A 19,106-nucleotide genomic window follows, 5' to 3' on the forward strand; every position below is an offset into this window, starting at 1 on the left:
ATGGTCAGCAGCGAGTACGAACGCAGGATCGCCGACCGGTTCGCCACGTTCGACCAGGACGGCAACGGCTACATCGACCGCGAGGACTTCGGCGCGGCCGCCAAGGCGCTGCTGGCAGAGTTCGGCACGGCGGCCCGCTCCGACAAGGGCCAGGCGCTGTACGCGGGCGCGGAGGCCTTCTGGCAGGGCATGGCGGGCATCGCGGACCGCGACGGCGACCAGCGCATCACCCGGGACGAGTTCGTCGGCGGCGCGGTCAAGCGGCTGCACGACAACCCCGACCGCTTCGCCGAGATCGCCCGCCCCTTCCTGCACGCCGCCCTGGACCTCGCGGACGCCGACGGCGACGGCCTGGCCACGGTCGGGGACACCGCGCGCGTGCTGCACGTCCTGGGCGTCCGGGAGGACCTCGCCCGCACGGTCGCCGCCGCCCTCGACGCCGACGGCGACGACAAGGTCGGCGAGCAGGACGTCGTGCCCGCGGTGGCGCGCTACTTCACCGTCTCCGAGTAGCGCTCGCGCAGCTTGTACTTCAGGACCTTGCGGAGCGTGTCGTTGCGCGGCAGGGCGTCCACCACCTCCAGCTGCTCGGGCAGCTTGTGCACGGACAGTCCCGCCGCGCGCAGATACGACGTCAGCGCCTGAAGCGTCGGATCAGCGGCCCCCGCCGCCCGCTCCACCACCGCGCACACCCGCTCCCCGCGCTCGGCGTCCGGCAATCCGATCACCGCCACGTCCCCGACGTCCGGGCGGGCGGCCAGCAGGTCCTCGATCTCCTTGGCGGAGATGTTCTCCCCCTTGCGGATGATGACGTCCTTCAGCCGTCCGGTGAGCACCAGATGCCCGCTCCCGGTCAGCCGCCCGAGGTCCCCGGTGCGCAGGAACCCGTCCTCGTCGAAGGCCTCCGCGGTCTGCGCCGGGTCCAGGTAGCCGCGGCACACGGCCTCCCCGCGCAGCCGCACCTCCCCGCCCTCGGCGATCCGTATCTCCATCCCCTCCGGCGGCCGTCCCTCGGTCGTGGCGAGGTTCTCCACGGTGTCGTCCGGCGCCCCCATGGTGATCATCGGGACCTCGGTCATGCCGTAGCCGTGGGTGAGCTGCACGCCCATCTCCCGGACGACCGCGTGGTACACCTCCGGCGGCTTCGGCGCCCCGCCGCCGGCGAGCAGCCGCAGCGAGGGGAGCACCGGGACGCCCGGCTGCTTGCGCTGCTCGGCCAGGAACATCGAGTAGAACGCCGTCGACCCGCCCGCCACGGTCACCCCGTGCCGGCGGTACTCGGCGAGCGCGTCCGGCAGCGCGAACTGCTCGAACATCACCGCCGGGAAGCCGTACAGGAGCAGCATGACGGTGTAGTCGGGCCCCGCGATGTGCGCGTACGGGAAGGCCATCGAGCCCACGTCGTCGGCGGTCAGCTCCAGCGCGTGGGCGAGGCAGGAGCCGCCCGCGAGGAGGGAACGGTCGGTGTGCAGGACGCCCTTGGGGTCGGACGTCGTGCCGGAGGTCCAGTAGATCCAGCGGACCGAGGTGCCCTCGGAGGGCGGCGGGGGCAGCACGGCAGGGTCGCCCTCCGGCAGGTCGTCGTAGGCGTCGAACACGCCCTTCGCGCCGAGCCGCAGGGCCATCTCGCCGTGGTCGAAGCCGCGCCAGACGCCCGGTACGGCGAAGAACTCCGCGCGTGACTCCCTGAGCGCGAAGCCGACCTCGCGGTCCCGGTAGAACGGGATGACGGGGCTCTGCACGGCGCCCAGGCGGGCCAGCGCGAAGGACAGCACGGCCGTCTCGATGCGGGTGGGCAGCTGCCAGGCGACGACCGTCCCCGGGCGCACACCCATGCCGTACAGCCCGGCCGCGGTCCGTTCGGCACGCGCGCGCAGCTCGTCGAAGGTCAGGGTGCGGTCGCCCTGGAGGAGGACGGGCCGGTCGGGGGTGAGCTCGGCGCGGCGGGCGACCAGGTCCCAGAGGGTGCGGGAGGAGCTCAGGGAGTGCGCGATGGCGTTCATGTCTGCCCCCAGCTTGGCTGACGACTCGTCAGGTGCCATGCTATCTGACGGGTCATCAGATAAGTACCGTCCGGCGGAGGGGAACCCATGGCCACCGAACTGCCCCGCATCATCAGCGTCGACGACCATGTGATCGAACCCGCGCACCTCTTCGCGACCTGGCTGCCCCAGAAGTACCGCGACCGCGGACCGCAGCCGCTCACGGCCGGCATCGGCGAGCTGGCCTACGTCGCCGGGAAGTACCGGATCACCATGGACCCGGACGGCCAGCCCACGGACTGGTGGATCTACGAGGACCTGAAGTTCCCGTACAAGCGCAACATCGCCGCCGTCGGCTTCGACCGCGACGAGATGACCCTGGACGGCATCACCCGCGAGGAGATGCGGCGCGGCTGCTGGGACCCGAAGGCCCGGCTGGAGGACATGGACCTCAACCACGTCGAGGCGTCCCTGTGCTTCCCGTCCTTCCCGCGCTTCTGCGGCCAGACCTTCGCCGAGGCGCACGACAAGGAGGTCGCGCACGCGTGCGTGCGGGCCTACAACGACTGGATGGTCGAGGAGTGGTGCGGCGACAGCGGCGGCCGCCTCATCCCGCTCTGCCTGATCCCCCTGTGGGACATCGACCTCGCCGTGGCGGAGATCCGGCGCAACGCCGCCCGCGGGGTGCGCGCGGTCACCTTCTCCGAGATCCCCACCCACCTGGGGCTGCCGTCCATCCACTCCGGCTACTGGGACCCGTTCTTCGCCGTGTGCGAGGAGACCGGGACGGTCGTCAACATGCACATCGGCTCGTCCTCGCAGATGCCGGCCGCCTCCCCCGACGCACCCCCCGCCGTCCAGGCCTCGCTGTCCTTCAACAACGCCATGGCCTCGATGATGGACTACCTGTTCAGCGGGGTCCTGGTGAAGTTCCCGGCGCTGAAACTGGCCTACTCGGAGGGCCAGATGGGCTGGATCCCGTACGCCCTGGAGCGCGCCGACGACGTCTGGGAGGAGCACCGGGCCTGGGGCGGTGTCAGGGATCTGATCCCCGAGCCGCCGTCCACGTACTACTACCGGCAGATGTACTGCTGCTTCTTCCGCGACAAGCACGGGGTGGCCTCCCTGGACGTGGTCGGCCGCGACAACGCCACCTTCGAGACCGACTACCCGCACGTCGACTCCACGTTCCCGCACACCAAGGAGGTCGCCCTCGACCACGTCGAGGGCCTCGACGACGAGACGGTCTACAAGCTGATGCGGGGCAACGCGATCCGGATGCTGGACCTGGACCTCGACAAGTGAGGGACGGGTCATGGACCTGACGTACACCGCCGAGGAGGAGGACTTCCGCGCCCGGCTGCGGGAGTGGCTCGGCAAGGCGCTGCCCGCGCTCCCGCCGAAGCCGTCCCCGGACGACTGGCCCGGCCGCCGCCGCTACGACCTCGGCTGGCAGCGGACGCTGTACGACGCCGGGTACGCGCACGTGCACTGGGACGCCGGCCCGACCACCCGGCTCATCTTCCTGGAGGAGACGGAGCGGGCCGGAGCACCCTACGTGGGGGCCAACTTCGTCGGACTGCTGCACGCGGGTCCGACGATCGCCGCCGAGGGCACGGACGCCCAGCGCGCGCGCTGGCTGGAGCCGATCCTGCGCGGCGAGGAGGTCTGGTGCCAGGGCTTCAGCGAACCGGACGCCGGCTCCGACCTCGCGGCGCTGCGCACGCGCGCGTGGCGCGACGGCGACGACTACGTGGTGAGCGGGTCCAAGATCTGGACCTCGCACGCCGAGGTCGCCGACTGGTGCGAACTGCTGGTGCGCACGGACCCCACTGCGGCGAAACACCGGGGCATCACCTGGCTGGCGATGCCCATGGACGCCCCCGGGATCACCGTACGGCCGCTGCGGACGCTCGCAGGGTCCGCCGAGTTCGCCGAGGTGTTCCTCGACGAGGTGCGGGTGCCCGCGGCCCACCGGGTCGGCGCCGAGAACGACGGCTGGCGGGTCACCATGGTGACGCTGTCCTTCGAGCGCGGCACCGCGTTCGTCGGCGAGGTCGTCGCCTGCCGACGCGTGCTCGGCGAACTGGCCCGCGAGGCCCGTGCGAACGGCCGCTGGGACGACCCCGTCCTGCGGCGCAGGCTCGCCCTCCTGGAGGCCGAGTTCCGGGCGCTGTGGCGGCTGACGCAGTGGAACGTGAGCGAGGCCGCGGCGGGCGGGGTGCCCGGCGTCGGGGGTTCGGTCTTCAAACTGAGGTACTCGCACGCCCGTCAGGAGCTGTACGACGCCGCGGCCGACGTCCTCGGCGACGCGGCCCTCGATCTCGACCGGCCCTGGGTGCTCGACCGGCTCTCCTCGCTGTCGTACACCATCGCGGCCGGCACCTCGCAGATCCAGCGCAACATCGTGGCCGAACGGATTCTCGGGCTGCCGAAAGGACGGTGAGACCTCTCCGTGCGCTTCCGACTGACGGACGACCAGAGGGCGTTGAGACAAGGGGTACGGGACCTGCTCGCCCGGCGCTTCGGCCGGGACGCGCTGCGGGCGGCCGTGGAGCGGCCCGTACTCGACCGGGCGCTGTGGCGGGAGCTGGGCGCGGCCGGGTTCTTCGCGCTACGGCTGCCCGAGGCGGAGGGCGGGGTCGGACTGGGGCTGCCCGAGGCGGTGTTGGTCTTCGAGGAGGCGGGCCGGGCGCTCCTGCCGGGCCCCCTGGCCGCCACCCACCTCGCGGCGGGCCGGGTGCCCGGAGCGGCCGAGGGGGAGACCGTCGTGACGACCGTCGACGCCGGCGGGCTGGTGGAGTGGCTCACCGAGGCGGACGTGGTGGACGGGCCGAACGGGCCGAACAGGGCGGACCGGGCGGACAGGGAGGACCGGGCGGACCGGGGCGACGGGGGCGATGGGGGCGACGGGGGCGACGGGGGCGATGGGGGCGACGAGGTCGCCGTGATGGGCGGGGGCGCCTCGGGGGCGGTGGCGTTGCGGTCGGTGGATCCGCTGACGCCCCTGCACCGGGTGCCGGGGGAGGGGCGGCGTACGGCGGCCGAGCCCGTCGCCGTCCTCCTCACCGCCGCCGAGCAGCTCGGTACCGCCACGCGCGCGTGCGAGCTGGCCGTGCAACACGCCCGGACCCGCGAGCAGTTCGGGCAGCCGATCGGCGCCTTCCAGGCCGTCAAACACCTCTGCGCCGACCTGCTGGTGCGGGTCGAGGTGGCCCGCGCGGCGGTCTACGCGGCCGCCGTCACCGCCGATCCCGCCGACATCGCGACCGCCCGGCTCCTCGCCGACGAGGCCGCCGTACGCGGCGCGCGGGACTGTCTCCAGGTGTACGGCGGCATGGGGTTCACCTGGGAGGCGGAGGTGCATCTGCTGCTGAAACGCGCCTGGGTGCGCACCCGGCGTGCGGGGGGTGGTACGGAGAGTGAGGAACTGCTCGCCCGTGAACTGCTGACCGGAGCGGGCCGCTAGCGCCGCTGCCTGCGCCGACGACCTGCTCGGGGCTCGGACTGCCGTACGGGTGTCGCGGATTGTGGCATACCGGGTTCACGGAGCGTCGATACCGGGTTGTGTCCGATGCGTGACCCGTCACGGCCCGGAGTCGGCCGGACCCTCCGGTACCTTCTGTGGGATGCGAGTGGTTCCGAGCATGAGCCATGCCGGCGGTGCCCCTGGGGCGGTGCCGAAACCGGCGGTGCACGCCGCTGCTCGCAGGGCGGACGGGCTTCACGTCCCCGCCTGTTCGACTCCCTGGCGCGGGCGTCGCACAGTATGCCGCACGGGTACTCCTTCGCGCTGGAATATGCCCGAAGCGCTTGTTGAGGTGACTGTACGTCAACCAAGCTGTCTCGTAAGGGATTCACGTTCCGTCACGCTGCCTCTGGCTGTTGTTCTGGCCATGCAGAAAATGGCTACGATCGTGGCCCCCGTCGTCATGGAGCCCACGCGACTCGCGTGGCTCGCGTGGCGCACGGCCATGTGTCCGCCGGTTCGGATGGTGTGAGCGGTGCAGGTGCTTCAAGTGCAACTGGAGATCCGGCCCGACCCCGCAGAAGTGGGGCGCGCCCGGAAGTGGGCCCGTTCGCGTCTGGCCGGGTGCGGCATAGGGGACGACGAACCGCTCGCCGAGACGCTGATCCTGCTCGTCTCCGAACTCGTCACCAACGCCGTGGTGCACACGGGCTGTCCGGCCGTGGTGCGGCTGTCGCTGCCGGGCGGCGGCGGGCCGGGTGCGGCGGACGGGGCGGCCACCGTCCGGTTGGAGGTCGCGGACACCAGTGACCGCGCCCCCGTGCCCCGTTGCGTGGGCGACGACGCCACCGGCGGCCGCGGGCTGGCCCTCGTCGACTGTCTCGCGGACCGCTGGGGCTGGAGCGTGGAGGGCGGCGGCAAGCGCATCTGGTGCGAGCTGGACCGCTGCGAGCGGCCCGCCGAGGGTGCGGTGGGCGGCGCGAACAGGGGCGAGCGCGGGGCCCTGACGGGTGGTCGGCAGGCCGTCGCCTATCCGGAGCCGGTGTACCCGAAGCCGCCCGTCTACCCGAAGCCGCCGGTCCGCCCGGAACCCGCCTACGAGGGGCGTGCGTTCGAGGCCGTGTGAGCGGCGCGGGGTGGGTGGTGGCGGGGTGGGTCGTCCGGTGGGTCGGTCGGCGGGCGCATCGCCGCGAAGGGGCGTCTGCCTGCGGTGCACGGGCGCAGAAAGCGCTGTCGTCCTGAGCCGGTGCGGCACCGATGCGCCCGGATGTGCTTCCGTGCGCGCCCGTTGCAAAGGGGGCGTAAGTAACAAATCTCCTTCCGGGTGTTGACGCGGCGTGTCCGTTTGATCACGCTTGTGGTCAGCGATTCACCGCGAGGGGACGACGAGGGCCTCGGTGACACGGGCCCTTGCCGAGTGTGGGTCGTGGTTCGGCGTCGAGTCCCCAGGGCCGGAGGGGGAGCCGGGGAGGGTACGCCGAGTCGGATGGCGGCGCGCGGTGCCGTGCTCGGGGCGGGCAGCGGCGCGCCGCCGTCGGACGTCCGCCGAAGGCGTCGGCCCCGGGACCTCAGAGGACGGCCACGGGGGCCACCGGAGTCCCCGTGCCGCCGACGAACGGCTCCGGCATCGCCGACAGCAGGAACGCATACCGGCCCTCTTGTCCACAGGCTGTGGACAACTCTTCGAGATTCCAGTTCTGGCCCTGGAGCATCCCCATCTCCACCAGGTCGAGCGCGTGCACCGGCAGCCACAGGTTCTCGATCTCCGGCGGGAAGATCTCGAACGTCATGGTGTCGTTGGCGACGGCCGCCACATCGCGCGCGTGGAACCACTCCGGCGTCCGCACCGACAGCCCCGGCGACGGGAACGCGTACGCGTGCCTGTCACCCGCCAGATAGAGCTGCACCTGCCCGGTCCGTACGAGCACGATGTCGCCGGCGCGCACCCGCGTCCCCGCCAGTTCCTCCGCCGCCTCCAGGTCCTCCGGCGTCACCGGATGCCCGCCCGCCAGCCGGTCCACGCCCCGCGCGCGGGCCACGTCCAGCAGCACCCCGCGCGAGACGAGGTGCCGCGCCTTGTCGATCCCGCTGAACTCGGCGCCCGCGTGCGCGGTGATGCCGGACGCCGGACGGCCGTTGTAGATCTTCCCCGAGTGCGAGACATGGGTCAGCGCGTCCCAGTGCGTGGCCGCCTGGAGGCCCATCGTCACGGCGTCGTCGCTGCACGCGACCGTGCCGGGACCGAAGATCTCCTGGTTGATCTGCACCATGGTGTGCATCGGGTTGACCCGCCCCGGGATCATCCCGGTCTGCACCCCGTCCTCGCGCAGGGGGAGGGCCAGCGGCACCCGGCGCCCCGAGCGGATCTCGGCGGCCGCGCCCCGCACCACCTCGTCGGTGATCAGGTTGAGCGTGCCGATCTCGTCGGCGGCTCCCCAGCGCCCCCAGTTGTTGACGCGCTTGGCGATGTCGTGGAACTCCTCCGGCAGTGCCATCCGGTGCCTCCCCGGGGCTTGTCCTCGCCCGACCGGCGGGACATAAAATCTAACGGTCCGTCAGATACGTCTTCGCAAGCATCTAACCGTCCGTCGGAAAACGCGGGAAGGGGCCGGGCGTGGGGAACTTCTTGGCCGGCAAGGTCGTCGCCGTCACAGGGGCGGGACGGGGCATCGGACGGGCGGTGGCGCTCGCCGCCGCGGCCGAGGGCGCCCGGGTCGTCGTCAACGACTACGGGGTGGGCGTGGACGGCGCGTCGCCCACGAGCGAGGTCGCCGAGGCCGTCGTCAAGGAGATCGAGGCGGCGGGCGGCCAGGCCGTCGCGGTCGCCGACGACATCTCCACGATGGCGGGCGGACAACGGGTCGTGGACACCGCCCTGGAGACGTACGGGCGGCTCGACGGGGTCGTCTGCGTCGCGGGGATCCTGCGGGAGCGGATGCTGTTCAACATGTCCGAGGAGGAGTGGGACCCGGTCGTCGCCACCCACCTCAAGGGCACCTTCACCGTCTTCCGGGCGGCCTCCGCGGTCATGCGCCGGCAGGGGTCCGGCGCGCTCATCGGCTTCACCAGCGGCAACCACCAGGGGTCCGTCTCGCAGGCCAACTACAGCGCGGCGAAGGGCGGGATCATCTCGCTGGTGCGCAGCGCGGCGCTGGGCCTGCACAAGTACGGGGTGACCGCCAACGCGGTCGCGCCGGTGGCGCGGACGCGGATGTCGGCCGGGGTGCCGACGGAGCTCGCGGAGATCGGGGAGCCGGAGGACGTCGCCGCGATGGTGATTTTCCTTTTGTCGGACCGCTCGCGGGAGTTGGGGATAACCGGGCAGGTCTACACGGTCGCCGGTGCGAAGATCGCTGTGTGGGCACAGCCCCGGGAGACCCGGGCCGTGTATGCGGAGGGCGGTTCCTGGACGCCCTCGCGCATCGCGGAGGTGCTGCCGGGGTCGGTCGGGGTGGATCCGATGCCGATGCTGGAGCGGTTGGAGGAGATGCGGAGGGCTGCCGCCGAAGGGGGCCGGCCGAACGCCCGATGACTCGGGGCCGCGTCGTTCGGCGGCTGCGGGTTCGACGTGGTTGCTCGCGCAGTTCCCCGCGCCCCTGAGGAGGTTGCGGGTGGCGTTTCTCGAGGAGGTGCACGTGGATTTCGGGTTTGATGCGGCCGACGACGACTTTCGTGCCGAAGCTCGTGCCTGGCTCGGTGAGCAGGTGTCGGGGGCTGCCGACCGGCGTGGTTGGGAGCGGACGCTCGGGGCTGCCGGGTGGATCGGGCTGGGGTGGGCGGAGGGCGGGTACGGGAACCGGACCGCGAGTCTCACCCAACAGGTCGCCTGGGCCGAGGAGTACGCGCGCTCGGGGGCACCGCCCCGGTCCGGGCACATCGGGGAGAAGCTGCTCGCGCCCACGCTGATCGCCCACGGCACCCCGGAGCAGAAGGCCCGGTTCCTGCCGCCCGTCGCCGCCGGTGCCGAGCTCTGGTGCCAGGGGTACAGCGAGCCGGGTGCCGGGTCCGACCTCGCCGGGGTGCGGACGCGGGCGGAGACCGACGACGGCGGCCGGACGTACCGCGTCACCGGGCAGAAGATCTGGACCTCCCTCGCGCACGAGGCCGACTGGTGTTTCGTCCTCGCCCGCACCGATCCCGGCTCGACCCGTCACCACGGGCTGTCCTTCCTCCTCGTGCCCATGGACCAGCCCGGCCGGATCGAGGTGCGGCCCATCCGGCAGCTCACCGGCACCAGCGAGTTCAACGAGGTCTTCTTCGACGGCGCGCGGGCGGAGCATGTCGTCGGCGGCCCGGGCGGGGGCTGGCGGGTCGCGATGAGCCTCCTCGGGTTCGAGAGGGGGGTGTCGACGCTCGCGCAGCAGATCGGGTTCGCCGAGGAACTGGGGCGCGTGGTCCGCACGGCGGTGGAGACGGGCGCCGCCGACGATCCCGTCGTACGCGAGCGGCTGGTGCGGCTGTGGGCCGAGCTGCGGACCATGCGGTGGAACGCGCTGCGGACCCTGGGCGGTTCGGGCGGGCCGGGGGCGCCCAGCGTGGCCAAGCTGCTGTGGGCGGGCTGGCATCAGCGGCTCGGGGAGGCCGCGGTGGGGGTGCGGGGCGCGTCGGCGAGCGCGGGCCCGTCGGACTGGACGCCGTCGACGCCGTACGCACTGGACGACGCGCAGCACCTGTTCCTGTTCTCCCGGGCCGACACGATCTACGGCGGCTCGGATCAGATCCAGCGCACGATCATCGCCGAGCGCGTGCTCGGCCTGCCCAGAGAGCGCAAGGGGGTCGTCTGATGCGAGGCGTGCTGTTCGACGGGAAGCGGGCGGAGGTCGTCGACGACCTCGACGTACGCGATCCGGGGCCCGGCGAGGTGCTCGTGGCGATCTCGGCGGCCGGGCTGTGCCACAGCGACCTGTCGGTGATCGACGGGACGATCCCCTTCCCGGCGCCGGTGGTGCTCGGGCACGAGGGGGCCGGGGTGGTCGAGGCCGTGGGCGCCGGGGTCACCCATGTCGCGCCCGGCGACCATGTGGCCCTGTCCACCCTCGCCAGCTGCGGGACCTGCGCCGAGTGCGACCGGGGGCGGCCGACGATGTGCCGGCAGGCGATCGGGCGGCCCCAGAAGCCGTTCACGCGCGCGGGGCGGGCGGTGTACCAGTTCGCCTCCAACTCCGCCTTCGCCGAGCGGACGGTCGTGAAGGCCGTCCAGGCGGTGCGGATACCCGAGGACATCCCGCTGCCGGCCGCCGCCCTGATCGGGTGCGGGGTGCTGACCGGGGTGGGCGCCGTGCTCAACCGCGCGCGGGTCGGGTACGGCGAGAGCGTCGTCGTCATCGGCACGGGCGGGATCGGGCTCAACGTGCTCCAGGGCGCGCGGATCGCGGGCGCGCTGCGGATCGTCGCGGTCGACTCCAACCCGGCCAAGGAGGCGATGGCCCGGCGGTTCGGGGCGACCGACTTCCTGACGTCCACGGAGGCCGTGCGGGACGTGCTGCCGACGGGCGCGGACCACGTCTTCGAGTGCGTGGGACGGGTGGAGCTGATCCGGGCCGCCGTCGACCTGCTGGACCGGCACGGACAGGCGGTCCTGCTGGGCGTGCCGCCGGCCACCGCGGAGGCGTCCTTCCTGGTCTCCTCCCTCTTCCTCGACAAGTCCATCCTGGGCTGCCGCTACGGCGCCTCCCGCCCCCAGCGGGACATCGCCCTGTACGCCGGCCTGTACCGCGAGGGCCGGCTGCTCCTCGACGAACTCATCACCCGGACCTACCCGGTGGAGGACTTCGAGAAGGCGGCGGAGGACGCGGAGGCGGGGCGGGTGGCGCGGGGGGTGCTCACGTTCTAGCCCGCGGTCCGGCAGGCGTCAGTTCTCGGCGGTCCGGCCGCGCTGGACCGCGGTGAGTGTCAGCAGCGCCTCGACCCCCGCGAAGGAGGCCAGCCGCACGCTCCAGGAGCCGACGGAGGACTGCGCGATGTCGGCGAACGCCGCCGTCTGCAACAGTGCGGCGCTCAGAGCGAACCCGGCGACGACACCGACGACCACGGCCCAGGTCGGCGGTTCGTGGATGACGGACACCACGATGCCGGCGATCGCCACGAAGACGCAGAGCACGGTGACCAAGGTGAGATACATGGCTCCAGTGTTCCGGCGGGCGGCCGCGTTCCCATCGTCTCGGCGGACGAACCCCGTCTGTATCTCTGGGTAGAGAAGGCCGGGCGGAGACGGGCGGAGACGGGCGTCAGGGGTGCGGCGGCCGGTCCAGACCGTGCAGCAGCTCCCGCATGGCGGCGAGGGTCGAGCGGGCCTCGGCCGCGACCTCGTCCGGCCGCCTCGCGCGAGCCAGTTCCACGAGCCGCGCCGTGCGGTGCAGTACGGCCTCGCTCAACCGTCCGGCCAAAAGCTCCCGTTCGGCTCCGGCGGACCGGTCCGCCTGCCACGCGGAGCTGGCGAGCGCGAAGTCGTCCCGGGCGAGCACGCGCAGCCGGCGCCGCCGGACCAGCAGACCGCAGCCCCAGACGAGGGCGAAGCCCGCGCAGGCCACCAGGCTCAACGGCACCACCAGCACCGCGCCGGTGAGCCAGGAGAGCCCGCCGGCCGGCACCTTGCCGTCGGCGGCCGCCGTGGCGAGCAACGCACCGGTGCCCACCGTCCCCGTCACCAGGACCCACGGCCAGGTGTGGGCGCCGCGATGGCTGTAGGCGCCCAGCGCGTTCACCGCGAGACATTCGGCGATCAGACCCGCGACGAAGTACGGCGACAGCGCCGACAGGGGGGCCAGCGCGGTGGCCACGGGCCAGAGCAGGGAACTCGCCAGGACGCCCGCCAGCGCGGCCCGGGGCGCGCGCCGCCGCCACACCAGGGGCAGGCCGTGGAGGGCGAACAGGACGGAGACCAGCACGATTCCGGGGACGGCCGCGTGCCGGGCCGCCCGGCTCCAGTCCTCGGCCCCGACCAGGACGAAGAACACCGGCAGGAGCGCGGCGGTGAACGCGAGCGCGGGGTCGGCCAGCAGCTGCTCCCGCAGGACGTCCCGCCGCCACCCCTCCGCCGACGGCGCCCCGCCCGCGTCCGGCAGCACCGCCTCGACCCGCCAGCCGCCCTCGGCCGTCGGACCGGCGTCCAGCTCACCGCCGAGCGCCGCCGCACGCTGCTCCATGCCCTTGATGCCGAGACCCGAGCCCGTGAGGCCGGTCGGGCGGGACGCCCGCGCCTCCGAGGGGCCGTTGGTCACCGACAGCAGCAACCGCCCCGCGTCACGCCGTACGGAGACGCGTACGGCCGTGCCGGGGGCGTACCGGACGGCGTTGGTGAGAGCCTCGCGCACGATCCCGTGGACGGCCTCACCGACCGGGCCGGTCAGGTCCGGGGGAAGTTCCGTGGCGATGGGGCGGCCCAGCCGGCCGAACCCCGCGACCAGTTGCTGGATGCGGCCGGTCAGCGAGGCGGCCTCGCGCGGTTCCGGGTCCCGCAGGAGGCCCACCAGCCGCTGGAGCGACGCCTGTGTCTCCAGGCCGGTGCGCTCCGCGAACTCCAGCGCCTCGGCGGTCAGCTCCGGCCGGGTGCCGCCGAGCCGCAGGGCCGTGTCCACGGTCACGACCACCGAGGTCAGATGGTGTGCGCTCACATCGTGCAACTCGCGTGCGAGGCGCTCGCGTTCGTTCTCGGCGGCGTGCCGCCTGCCCTCCTCGGCCCCCGCGAGCCGACGGGCCGCGGTCAGACGTCGCGCCCGCCACTGGCGGCGCGCCTCGCCCAGGCCCGCGCAGAGCACGTACAGCAGGGCCGCGACCGCCCACTCCGCCACGGGGACCGTGCGGAACCCCGCCCGCGCGTACGACAGGAACCATTCGGCGCCGACGACCGCGGCGACGGCCCGCAGGGTCACCGGGAGGGGGCAGCGCACCGCGACCGAGTACAGGGACACCGGGGCGCCGAGCGCGAAGTAGCCGTCCTGCCAGGCGGTCAGCCCGACCGCCATGGCGCCGACCGACCAGGCCAGAGCGCTCACCGGGGCGTCCCGGCGTCGGCCGAGGGCCGCCGTCTCCACCGCGAGAGCGCACCCGACCACCCCGGCCGCGACCACCGCGCGCACACCGCCGTCGCGCCAGGGGCCCGCGATCGCCAGCCAGGCGAGCTGTGCCGCCGCCAGCAGCGCGGGGAGCAGCCACCGGCGGACCGTCTCTGTCTCAGGCATGACTCCGCTCGCGCTCCCAGTCCGGGCAAGTACCCCGCCGCACCCGCATCTTGGCATGCCCGCCTGAGAGCGGACCGGACGGGAAAATCCGGGGGACGTCGTCGGACCCACGTCCTACCGTCGGAGCATGAGCTATCGCGACCTCGCCTCCCGACAGGTCCTGATCTGGGCCTGTACCGCCGTCGGCGCGCGCATGCCGGTCGCGATGGCACCCCTCGCGCTGGTGTTCCTGGTGCGCGAGCGCCCCGGCGGGTATTCCCTGGGGGCGGTCCTCGCGGCGGCCTACGTCCTCGGCGAGATCCTGGGCGCCCCCGTCCTCGGGATGCGGCTGCGCCACGACCGGGCCCGCGCCCAGCTGGCGGTCGGCCTCGGGTTCGGGGCCGTCGGCTTCGCCGGGCCGGGCCTCCTGCCGGGCGCGCATCCGGCCGTGCTCGGCGGGTTCGCGTTCCTCGCCGGTGCCGCTCCCGGCGCCACCACCGGCGGACTGCGCACCCTGCTCACCGCACTCGTCCCGGAGCGGGCGGCGGCGCAGGCGCTGTCCGCCGAGTCGATGCTGACGGCCGGTGTGTGGGCGGCCTCCCCGGCCGCCGTCGCCGGCCTGGCGCTGGGTGTCGCGCCGCGCGTCCCGCTGCTCCTGGCCGCCGCGCTGATGGCGTCCTCGGTCGTCTTCCTGGCGTCGCTGCCCGCCGCCTGGGGCCCGGACGGCGGCACCGGCGCGGAGCGCCTCGGGGCGTCGCCGGCGCGGGTCCTGGCCGGCGCCTGGCCGGTGTACGTGACGGGTGCGGCCAGCCTGACCCTGCTCGGCCTGTCCGAACTGGTCCTGCCGGCCCTGCTCGAACAGCGGGGCGTCGCCGTCGGCTGGTCGGGGCCGCTGCTGACCGGGATGGCCGTGGGCGGCGGGCTCGGCGCGTTCGTCCACGGGCTGCGCAGCTGGCCGGGGCGGCTGCGTGAGCGCAGCGTGGTCCTGATGGCCGGTACCTCGGTGTGTGTGACGGCCGCCGCGCTGATCCCCCACGCGGCGGGGATCGCGGTGGCGCTGGCCCTGGGCGGCATGCTCCAGTCGGGCGCCATGCTCACCCGCAATCTGTCCCTGCGCGAGGCGCTCCCGCCGGGCGTGCTGGCCGCGGGCTACTCCGTCATGTACGCGGCGGCGGGGGCGGGGTACGCGGCGACGGGATCGCTGGCGGGCGCGCTGCTGCGGGTGGTGGCGCCGTCCACGGCGGTGCTGGCCGGGGTGGGGCTGACGCTGGCGCTGACCGGGATCGGCTGGTGGGGCGAGGCCCGGCACGCCGCCCGGTCAGCTCGGGGCGCCGACCCCGCCGTGCCGCTCGCGCTCGCCGACGCCCGACCGGCCGCCGCCGGTGCGGAAGGTGCGGCGGTACGCGGTGGGGGTGACCCCGAGGGCCGCCTGTAGGTGCTGCCGCATCGACTGGGCGGTGCCGAAGCCGGAGTCCCGGGCGACCTGGTCGACGGACCGGTCGCTGGACTCCAGCAGCTGGCGGGCCCGTTCGACGCGCTGCCGGGTGAGCCACTGGCCCGGGCTGACGCCGGTCTCCTCGCGGAAGCGGCGGGTGAACGTCCGTACGGACAGGGACTCCTGCGCGGCCATGTCCCGCAGCTGGATCGGCTCGTGCAGCCGCCCGAGCGCCCAGGCGCGCGCGGTGGTGGTGCCGGGCTGCTGCGGATCGGGCACGGGCCGCTCGATGTACTGCGCCTGACCGCCGTCGCGGTGCGGCGGTACGACGGTGCGGCGGGCGACGTCGTTGGCGACGGCGGTGCCGTGGTCGCGGCGGACGATGTGCAGGCACAGGTCGATGCCGGCGGCGACCCCGGCGGAGGTGAGGACGTCGCCGTCGTCGATGAACAGGACGTCCGGGTCGACGTCGATCCTCGGGAAGAGCCGCTGGAGACGCGCGGCGTCGGCCCAGTGCGTGGTCGCGGGCCGGCCGTCCAGATGGCCGGCGGCGGCGAGGACGTACACGCCGGTGCAGATGGAGGCGAGGCGGGTGCCGGGGCGGATGTGCGCGAGCGCGGCGGCGAGTTCGTCGGTGAGGACGCCCTGCTCGAAGACCGGGCCGAGCTCGTAGGAGGCGGGGACGACGACGGTGTCGGCGGTGGCGAGGGTCTCCGGCCCGTGGTCCACCATGATCGCGAAGTCGGCGTCGGTCTGCACCGGGCCCGGCGGCCGGATCGAGCAGGTCACGACCTCGTACAGCGGGCGCCCCTCGACGTCCTTGGGACGGCCGAAGATGCGGTGCGGGATGCCCAGCTCGAAGGGGAGCAGGCCGTCCAGGGCGAGGACGACGACACGGTGCGGGCGGACGTCACGGCCATCTCGACTCATGGCCCGATCCTAACGAATGCTGGCTTTCGGGCCAGTGGTGGCGGAAGGCGGGACATCGGACCCTTAGTGACGTGACCCAGACAAGCGAGGCTCCCGCAGCCATACAGGTACAGAAGCCCCCCGCCCGTTTCCGTATCCACCGCGCCTGGTTCGTCGCCGCCGTCACCTTCGTCACGATCATCGGCGCGGCCGCCTTCCGTTCGCTGTCCGGTCTGCTCATCGACCCGCTGCACCAGGAGTTCGGCTGGTCGCGCGGCACGATCGGCGCGGCCGTCTCGATCAACCTCGCCCTGTACGGGCTCACCGCGCCGTTCGCCGCCGCGCTGATGGACCGCTTCGGCATCCGCCGGGTGGTGGCGGTCGCCCTGACCGTGATCGCGCTCGGTTCCGGCCTCACGGTGTGGATGACGGCGGCCTGGCAACTCCTCCTGTGCTGGGGCCTGCTGGTCGGCCTGGGCTCCGGCTCGATGGCGCTGGCCTTCGCCGCGACGGTCACCAACCGCTGGTTCACCGAGCGCCGCGGCCTGGTCAGCGGCATCCTCACCGCCGCCTCCGCCTCCGGTCAGCTGATCTTCCTGCCGCTGCTGTCCTGGATGATCACCCGCCACGACTGGCGCCCCGCCGCCGTCACGGTGTCCCTGGCCGCCCTCGCCGTCGTCCCGTTCGTCTGGCTGCTGCTGCGCGACCACCCGGCGGACGTGGGGGCGAGCCCGTACGGCGCGCAGGAGTTCGTACCGAAGCCGGCGCCGGTGCAGGGCGCGGCGAGACGCACGGTCAAGGTCCTGCTCTCGGCGATGCGCACCGGCCCCTTCTGGCTCCTCGCCGGCACCTTCGCGATCTGCGGCGCCTCCACGAACGGCCTGGTCCAGACCCACTTCGTGCCGGCCGCCCACGACCACGGCATGCCGGTCACGGCGGCGGCCTCGCTCCTCGCGGTCATCGGCGTCTTCGACGTCGTCGGAACGATCGCCTCCGGCTGGTTCACCGACCGCTTCTCCCCGCGCCGCCTGCTCGCGGTGTACTACGCGCTGCGCGGCATCTCGCTCCTCTTCCTCCCCCTGCTGCTGGCCCCCACCGTCCACCCCCCGATGATCTTCTTCATCGTCTTCTACGGCCTGGACTGGGTCGCCACCGTGCCGCCCACCCTCGCCCTGTGCCGCGAGCACTACGGCGACGACAGCGCCATCGTCTTCGGCTGGGTCCTCGCCTCCCACCAGGTCGGCGCGGCCCTGATCGCCTTCCTCGGCGGCGTCGCCCGCGACACCTTCGGCTCGTACGACGTGGTCTGGTACGCGTCGGGCGCCCTGTGCGCGGCGGCGGCCCTGATGGCGCTGGTGATCCGCCGGCGGCCCGCGGGCCCGGCCCTGGCGGCGGCCTGACGGCGCGGGCGCCCCGCGGCGCCTAGAGGAAGCGGCCCCGGTGGAACAGCAGGGGCTGTTCCCTGTCCGCGGCGGCCGTCGACCCCAGGGCGTCCACCCGTCCTACGACGATGAGGTGGTCGCCCCCGGTGTGCACCGCGTGGACGGTGCAGTCGATCCAGGCGAGGGTGCCGGTCAGGCGCGGGGAGCCGGAGACGGGGGCCGCGTCGTACGGCACACCCGCGAACTTGTCCGCGCCGCTCACCGCGAAGGCGCGGCACAGCGCGGCCTGGCCCGCGGCGAGGACGTTGACGCAGAAGGCGCCCGCGTGGGCGATGCGCGGCCAGGTCGTGGACGTACGGCCGACCATGAAGGCGACCAGGGGCGGGTCGAGGGAGAGGGAGGAGAAGGACTGGCAGGCGAAGCCGGCGGGGCCGTCCGGCGTCGCCGCCGTCACGACGGTCACGCCGGACGCGAAGTTCCCCAGCACCCGCCGGAACTCGCCCTGGTCCACCGGCGCCCGTTCGTCCTCGCGGACGCAGCGCAGTTCGGGACGGGGCAGCGGTTCGACCGGGCCCGCCCTCAAGTAACGGACGGCGGCGGCCGCCATCCCCGCGTGTCCCATCATGTCCCCCATTGAAGCTGACGGTATGTCAGATAGGAAGGGGTGGGCGGGGGGCGGTACGAGGGGGTTTGGAGCGGATCCCGGAGCCGACCACCCCGAACACACCCCTGCTCACCGCCTCCCCCTCTCGCGTGCCTGCCCCGGCTCGCGGCTCTCGCGTGCCTGCCCCGGCTCGCGGCTCTCGCGTGCCTGCCCCGGCTCGCGGCTCTCGCGTGCCTGCCCCGGCTCACGCCCCTCGCGCGCCCGCCCCGGCTCACGCCCCTCGCGTGCCCGCCCCGGCTCACGCCCCTCGCGTGCCCGTCCCGGCTCGCGCCTCTCGCGTGCCCGCCGCCGTGCACGGCCCCTGCGCGCCGCCCCCCTGTTCAGTGGCCCTTGAATTCGGGCGCCCGGCGTTCCACGAAGCTTGTGACGCCCTCCCTCGCGTCCGCCGTCGTCATGTTGATCTCCTGGGCGGCGGCCTCGGCGGCGAAGGCGGTGGTGCGGTCGGTGTCGAGGGAGGCGTTGACGAGCTGTTTGGTGAGGGCCAGGGCGCGGGTGGGGCCGGCGGCCAGCCGGGCCGCCCACTCCCGGGCCGTCTTCTCCAGCTCGCCGTCCGGGACCACCCGGTTGACCAGGCCCAGGCGTTCGGCGTCCGGTGCGGTGAGCGCGTCGCCGAAGAACATCAGCTCCTTCGCCCGCTGGGGGCCGATCAGCCGGGGGAGGAGATACGCGCCGCCGCCGTCGGGAACCAGGCCGCGGCGGACGAACACCTCGATGAACCGGGCCGACTCGGCGGCCAGGACCAGATCGCAGGCGAGGGCGAGATGCGCGCCGAGGCCGGCCGCCGTGCCGTTCACCGCGGCGATCACCGGCTTCTCGCAGTCCAGCACGGCCGCGATCAGCCGCTGGGCGCCCCGCCGGATCACGCGGGCCACGTCACCGGCGATCCGCTCGCCCGCCGCCCCGCCCCGCAGGTCCGCCCCGGCGCAGAACCCCCGCCCGGCGCCGGTGAGGACGACCGCCCGGACGGCGGGGTCCGCGGAGGCCTCCGAGAACGTCCGGATCAGCCGGTCGCGCAGGTCGGGGGTGAGGGCGTTGAGCGCTTCGGGGCGGTCGAGGGTGAGGAACAGGACGTGGCCGTCCGTGGTGTGCCGGAGCGAGGTGTCCAT

17 protein-coding genes are annotated in these 19,106 nt (G+C 73.7%); 10 read left to right on the top strand and 7 right to left on the bottom strand.

Going from position 1 to position 19,106, the window contains the following annotated elements; genetic code table 11:
* Nucleotides 1-513: an EF-hand domain-containing protein gene (locus tag ABZ490_RS07425; protein WP_358985620.1), complete on the top strand. Its 513-nt coding sequence runs from the start codon at nt 1-3 to the stop codon at nt 511-513.
* Here the strand turns inward: ABZ490_RS07425 and ABZ490_RS07430 are convergent.
* Nucleotides 492-2,003 carry an AMP-binding protein gene (locus tag ABZ490_RS07430; RefSeq protein WP_358985623.1) on the bottom strand — a complete coding sequence of 504 codons (1,512 nt, stop codon included), beginning with the start codon at nt 2,001-2,003 and terminating at the stop codon, nt 492-494. The genes ABZ490_RS07425 and ABZ490_RS07430 overlap by 22 nt on opposite strands.
* An 87-nt stretch (nt 2,004-2,090) precedes the next feature.
* Between ABZ490_RS07430 and ABZ490_RS07435 the strand changes: the two genes are divergently transcribed.
* From ABZ490_RS07435 to ABZ490_RS07450, 4 genes are all read left to right on the top strand, one after another.
* The gene (locus tag ABZ490_RS07435; protein WP_358985626.1) at nt 2,091-3,287 is read left to right on the top strand and encodes an amidohydrolase family protein; all 1,197 of its coding nucleotides are present in this window, start codon (nt 2,091-2,093) and stop codon (nt 3,285-3,287) included.
* A 10-nt stretch (nt 3,288-3,297) separates the two neighbouring features.
* On the top strand, nt 3,298-4,428 hold the full coding sequence (locus ABZ490_RS07440) for an acyl-CoA dehydrogenase family protein (RefSeq protein WP_358985629.1): 1,131 nt from the start codon (nt 3,298-3,300) through the stop codon (nt 4,426-4,428).
* A gap of 9 nt (nt 4,429-4,437) precedes the next feature.
* Nucleotides 4,438-5,451: an acyl-CoA dehydrogenase family protein gene (locus tag ABZ490_RS07445; RefSeq protein ID WP_358985632.1), complete on the top strand. Its 1,014-nt coding sequence runs from the start codon at nt 4,438-4,440 to the stop codon at nt 5,449-5,451.
* Between the two features lie 550 nt (nt 5,452-6,001).
* Nucleotides 6,002-6,577 (top strand): ATP-binding protein, encoded by a 576-nt coding sequence (locus ABZ490_RS07450; RefSeq protein WP_358985956.1) that lies wholly within the window; start codon nt 6,002-6,004, stop codon nt 6,575-6,577.
* Between the two features lie 442 nt (nt 6,578-7,019).
* On the opposite strand, the gene ABZ490_RS07455 is transcribed toward ABZ490_RS07450, so the two are convergent.
* Nucleotides 7,020-7,946, bottom strand: a complete 927-nt coding sequence (locus ABZ490_RS07455) for a cyclase family protein (protein WP_358985635.1) — start codon at nt 7,944-7,946, stop codon at nt 7,020-7,022.
* Between the two features lie 119 nt (nt 7,947-8,065).
* On the opposite strand from ABZ490_RS07455, the gene ABZ490_RS07460 reads away from it, so the two are divergent.
* From ABZ490_RS07460 to ABZ490_RS07470, 3 genes are all read left to right on the top strand, one after another.
* Nucleotides 8,066-8,983 carry an SDR family oxidoreductase gene (locus ABZ490_RS07460; RefSeq protein ID WP_358985638.1) on the top strand — a complete coding sequence of 306 codons (918 nt, stop codon included), beginning with the start codon at nt 8,066-8,068 and terminating at the stop codon, nt 8,981-8,983.
* 103 nt (nt 8,984-9,086) lie between these two features.
* The gene (locus ABZ490_RS07465; RefSeq protein WP_358985959.1) at nt 9,087-10,235 is read left to right on the top strand and encodes an acyl-CoA dehydrogenase family protein; all 1,149 of its coding nucleotides are present in this window, start codon (nt 9,087-9,089) and stop codon (nt 10,233-10,235) included.
* Nucleotides 10,235-11,284: a Zn-dependent alcohol dehydrogenase gene (locus ABZ490_RS07470; protein WP_358985641.1), complete on the top strand. Its 1,050-nt coding sequence runs from the start codon at nt 10,235-10,237 to the stop codon at nt 11,282-11,284. Before ABZ490_RS07465 ends, ABZ490_RS07470 begins: the two co-directional genes overlap by 1 nt.
* 18 nt (nt 11,285-11,302) lie before the next feature.
* On the opposite strand, the gene ABZ490_RS07475 is transcribed toward ABZ490_RS07470, so the two are convergent.
* A complete protein-coding gene (locus ABZ490_RS07475) occupies nt 11,303-11,572 on the bottom strand; it encodes a hypothetical protein (RefSeq protein ID WP_358985644.1) in 270 nt (89 codons plus the stop codon).
* A gap of 106 nt (nt 11,573-11,678) precedes the next feature.
* The gene (locus tag ABZ490_RS07480; protein WP_358985647.1) at nt 11,679-13,631 is read right to left on the bottom strand and encodes a histidine kinase; all 1,953 of its coding nucleotides are present in this window, start codon (nt 13,629-13,631) and stop codon (nt 11,679-11,681) included.
* Nucleotides 13,632-13,758: 127 nt separating this feature from the next.
* Here ABZ490_RS07480 and ABZ490_RS07485 point away from each other — a divergent pair, with 127 nt between their 5' ends.
* Nucleotides 13,759-15,045: an MFS transporter gene (locus ABZ490_RS07485; RefSeq protein ID WP_358985650.1), complete on the top strand. Its 1,287-nt coding sequence runs from the start codon at nt 13,759-13,761 to the stop codon at nt 15,043-15,045.
* Here ABZ490_RS07485 and ABZ490_RS07490 read toward each other — a convergent pair.
* Complete coding sequence (locus ABZ490_RS07490) at nt 14,929-15,975, bottom strand: helix-turn-helix domain-containing protein (RefSeq protein WP_358985653.1); 1,047 nt, start codon at nt 15,973-15,975, stop codon at nt 14,929-14,931. The genes ABZ490_RS07485 and ABZ490_RS07490 overlap by 117 nt on opposite strands.
* 71 nt (nt 15,976-16,046) lie before the next feature.
* Between ABZ490_RS07490 and ABZ490_RS07495 the strand changes: the two genes are divergently transcribed.
* Nucleotides 16,047-17,354, top strand: coding sequence for an MFS transporter (locus tag ABZ490_RS07495; protein WP_358985656.1), 1,308 nt, complete (start codon nt 16,047-16,049; stop codon nt 17,352-17,354).
* Nucleotides 17,355-17,376: 22 nt separating this feature from the next.
* On the opposite strand, the gene ABZ490_RS07500 is transcribed toward ABZ490_RS07495, so the two are convergent.
* The gene (locus ABZ490_RS07500; protein WP_358985659.1) at nt 17,377-17,970 is read right to left on the bottom strand and encodes a flavin reductase family protein; all 594 of its coding nucleotides are present in this window, start codon (nt 17,968-17,970) and stop codon (nt 17,377-17,379) included.
* Nucleotides 17,971-18,320: 350 nt separating this feature from the next.
* On the bottom strand, nt 18,321-19,106 hold the full coding sequence (locus ABZ490_RS07505) for an enoyl-CoA hydratase (RefSeq protein WP_358985661.1): 786 nt from the start codon (nt 19,104-19,106) through the stop codon (nt 18,321-18,323).

It is taken from the genome of Streptomyces sp. NPDC005811 (genome assembly GCF_040630405.1).
Classification (GTDB): Bacteria; Actinomycetota; Actinomycetes; order Streptomycetales; family Streptomycetaceae; genus Streptomyces.

Bases quoted from the DNA above. Each gene is read 5' to 3' on its own strand.
- ABZ490_RS07455 (WP_358985635.1), bottom strand. From the start codon at position 7,946: ATGGCACTGCCGGAGGAGTTCCACGACATCGCCAAGCGCGTCAACAAC.
- ABZ490_RS07440 (WP_358985629.1), top strand. From the start codon at position 3,298: ATGGACCTGACGTACACCGCCGAGGAGGAGGACTTCCGCGCCCGGCTG.
- ABZ490_RS07500 (WP_358985659.1), bottom strand. From the start codon at position 17,970: ATGGGGGACATGATGGGACACGCGGGGATGGCGGCCGCCGCCGTCCGT.
- ABZ490_RS07425 (WP_358985620.1), top strand. From the start codon at position 1: ATGGTCAGCAGCGAGTACGAACGCAGGATCGCCGACCGGTTCGCCACG.
- ABZ490_RS07490 (WP_358985653.1), bottom strand. From the start codon at position 15,975: ATGAGTCGAGATGGCCGTGACGTCCGCCCGCACCGTGTCGTCGTCCTC.
- ABZ490_RS07505 (WP_358985661.1), bottom strand. From the start codon at position 19,106: ATGGACACCTCGCTCCGGCACACCACGGACGGCCACGTCCTGTTCCTC.
- ABZ490_RS07435 (WP_358985626.1), top strand. From the start codon at position 2,091: ATGGCCACCGAACTGCCCCGCATCATCAGCGTCGACGACCATGTGATC.
- ABZ490_RS07475 (WP_358985644.1), bottom strand. From the start codon at position 11,572: ATGTATCTCACCTTGGTCACCGTGCTCTGCGTCTTCGTGGCGATCGCC.
- ABZ490_RS07485 (WP_358985650.1), top strand. From the start codon at position 13,759: ATGAGCTATCGCGACCTCGCCTCCCGACAGGTCCTGATCTGGGCCTGT.
- ABZ490_RS07430 (WP_358985623.1), bottom strand. From the start codon at position 2,003: ATGAACGCCATCGCGCACTCCCTGAGCTCCTCCCGCACCCTCTGGGAC.
- ABZ490_RS07480 (WP_358985647.1), bottom strand. From the start codon at position 13,631: ATGCCTGAGACAGAGACGGTCCGCCGGTGGCTGCTCCCCGCGCTGCTG.
- ABZ490_RS07470 (WP_358985641.1), top strand. From the start codon at position 10,235: ATGCGAGGCGTGCTGTTCGACGGGAAGCGGGCGGAGGTCGTCGACGAC.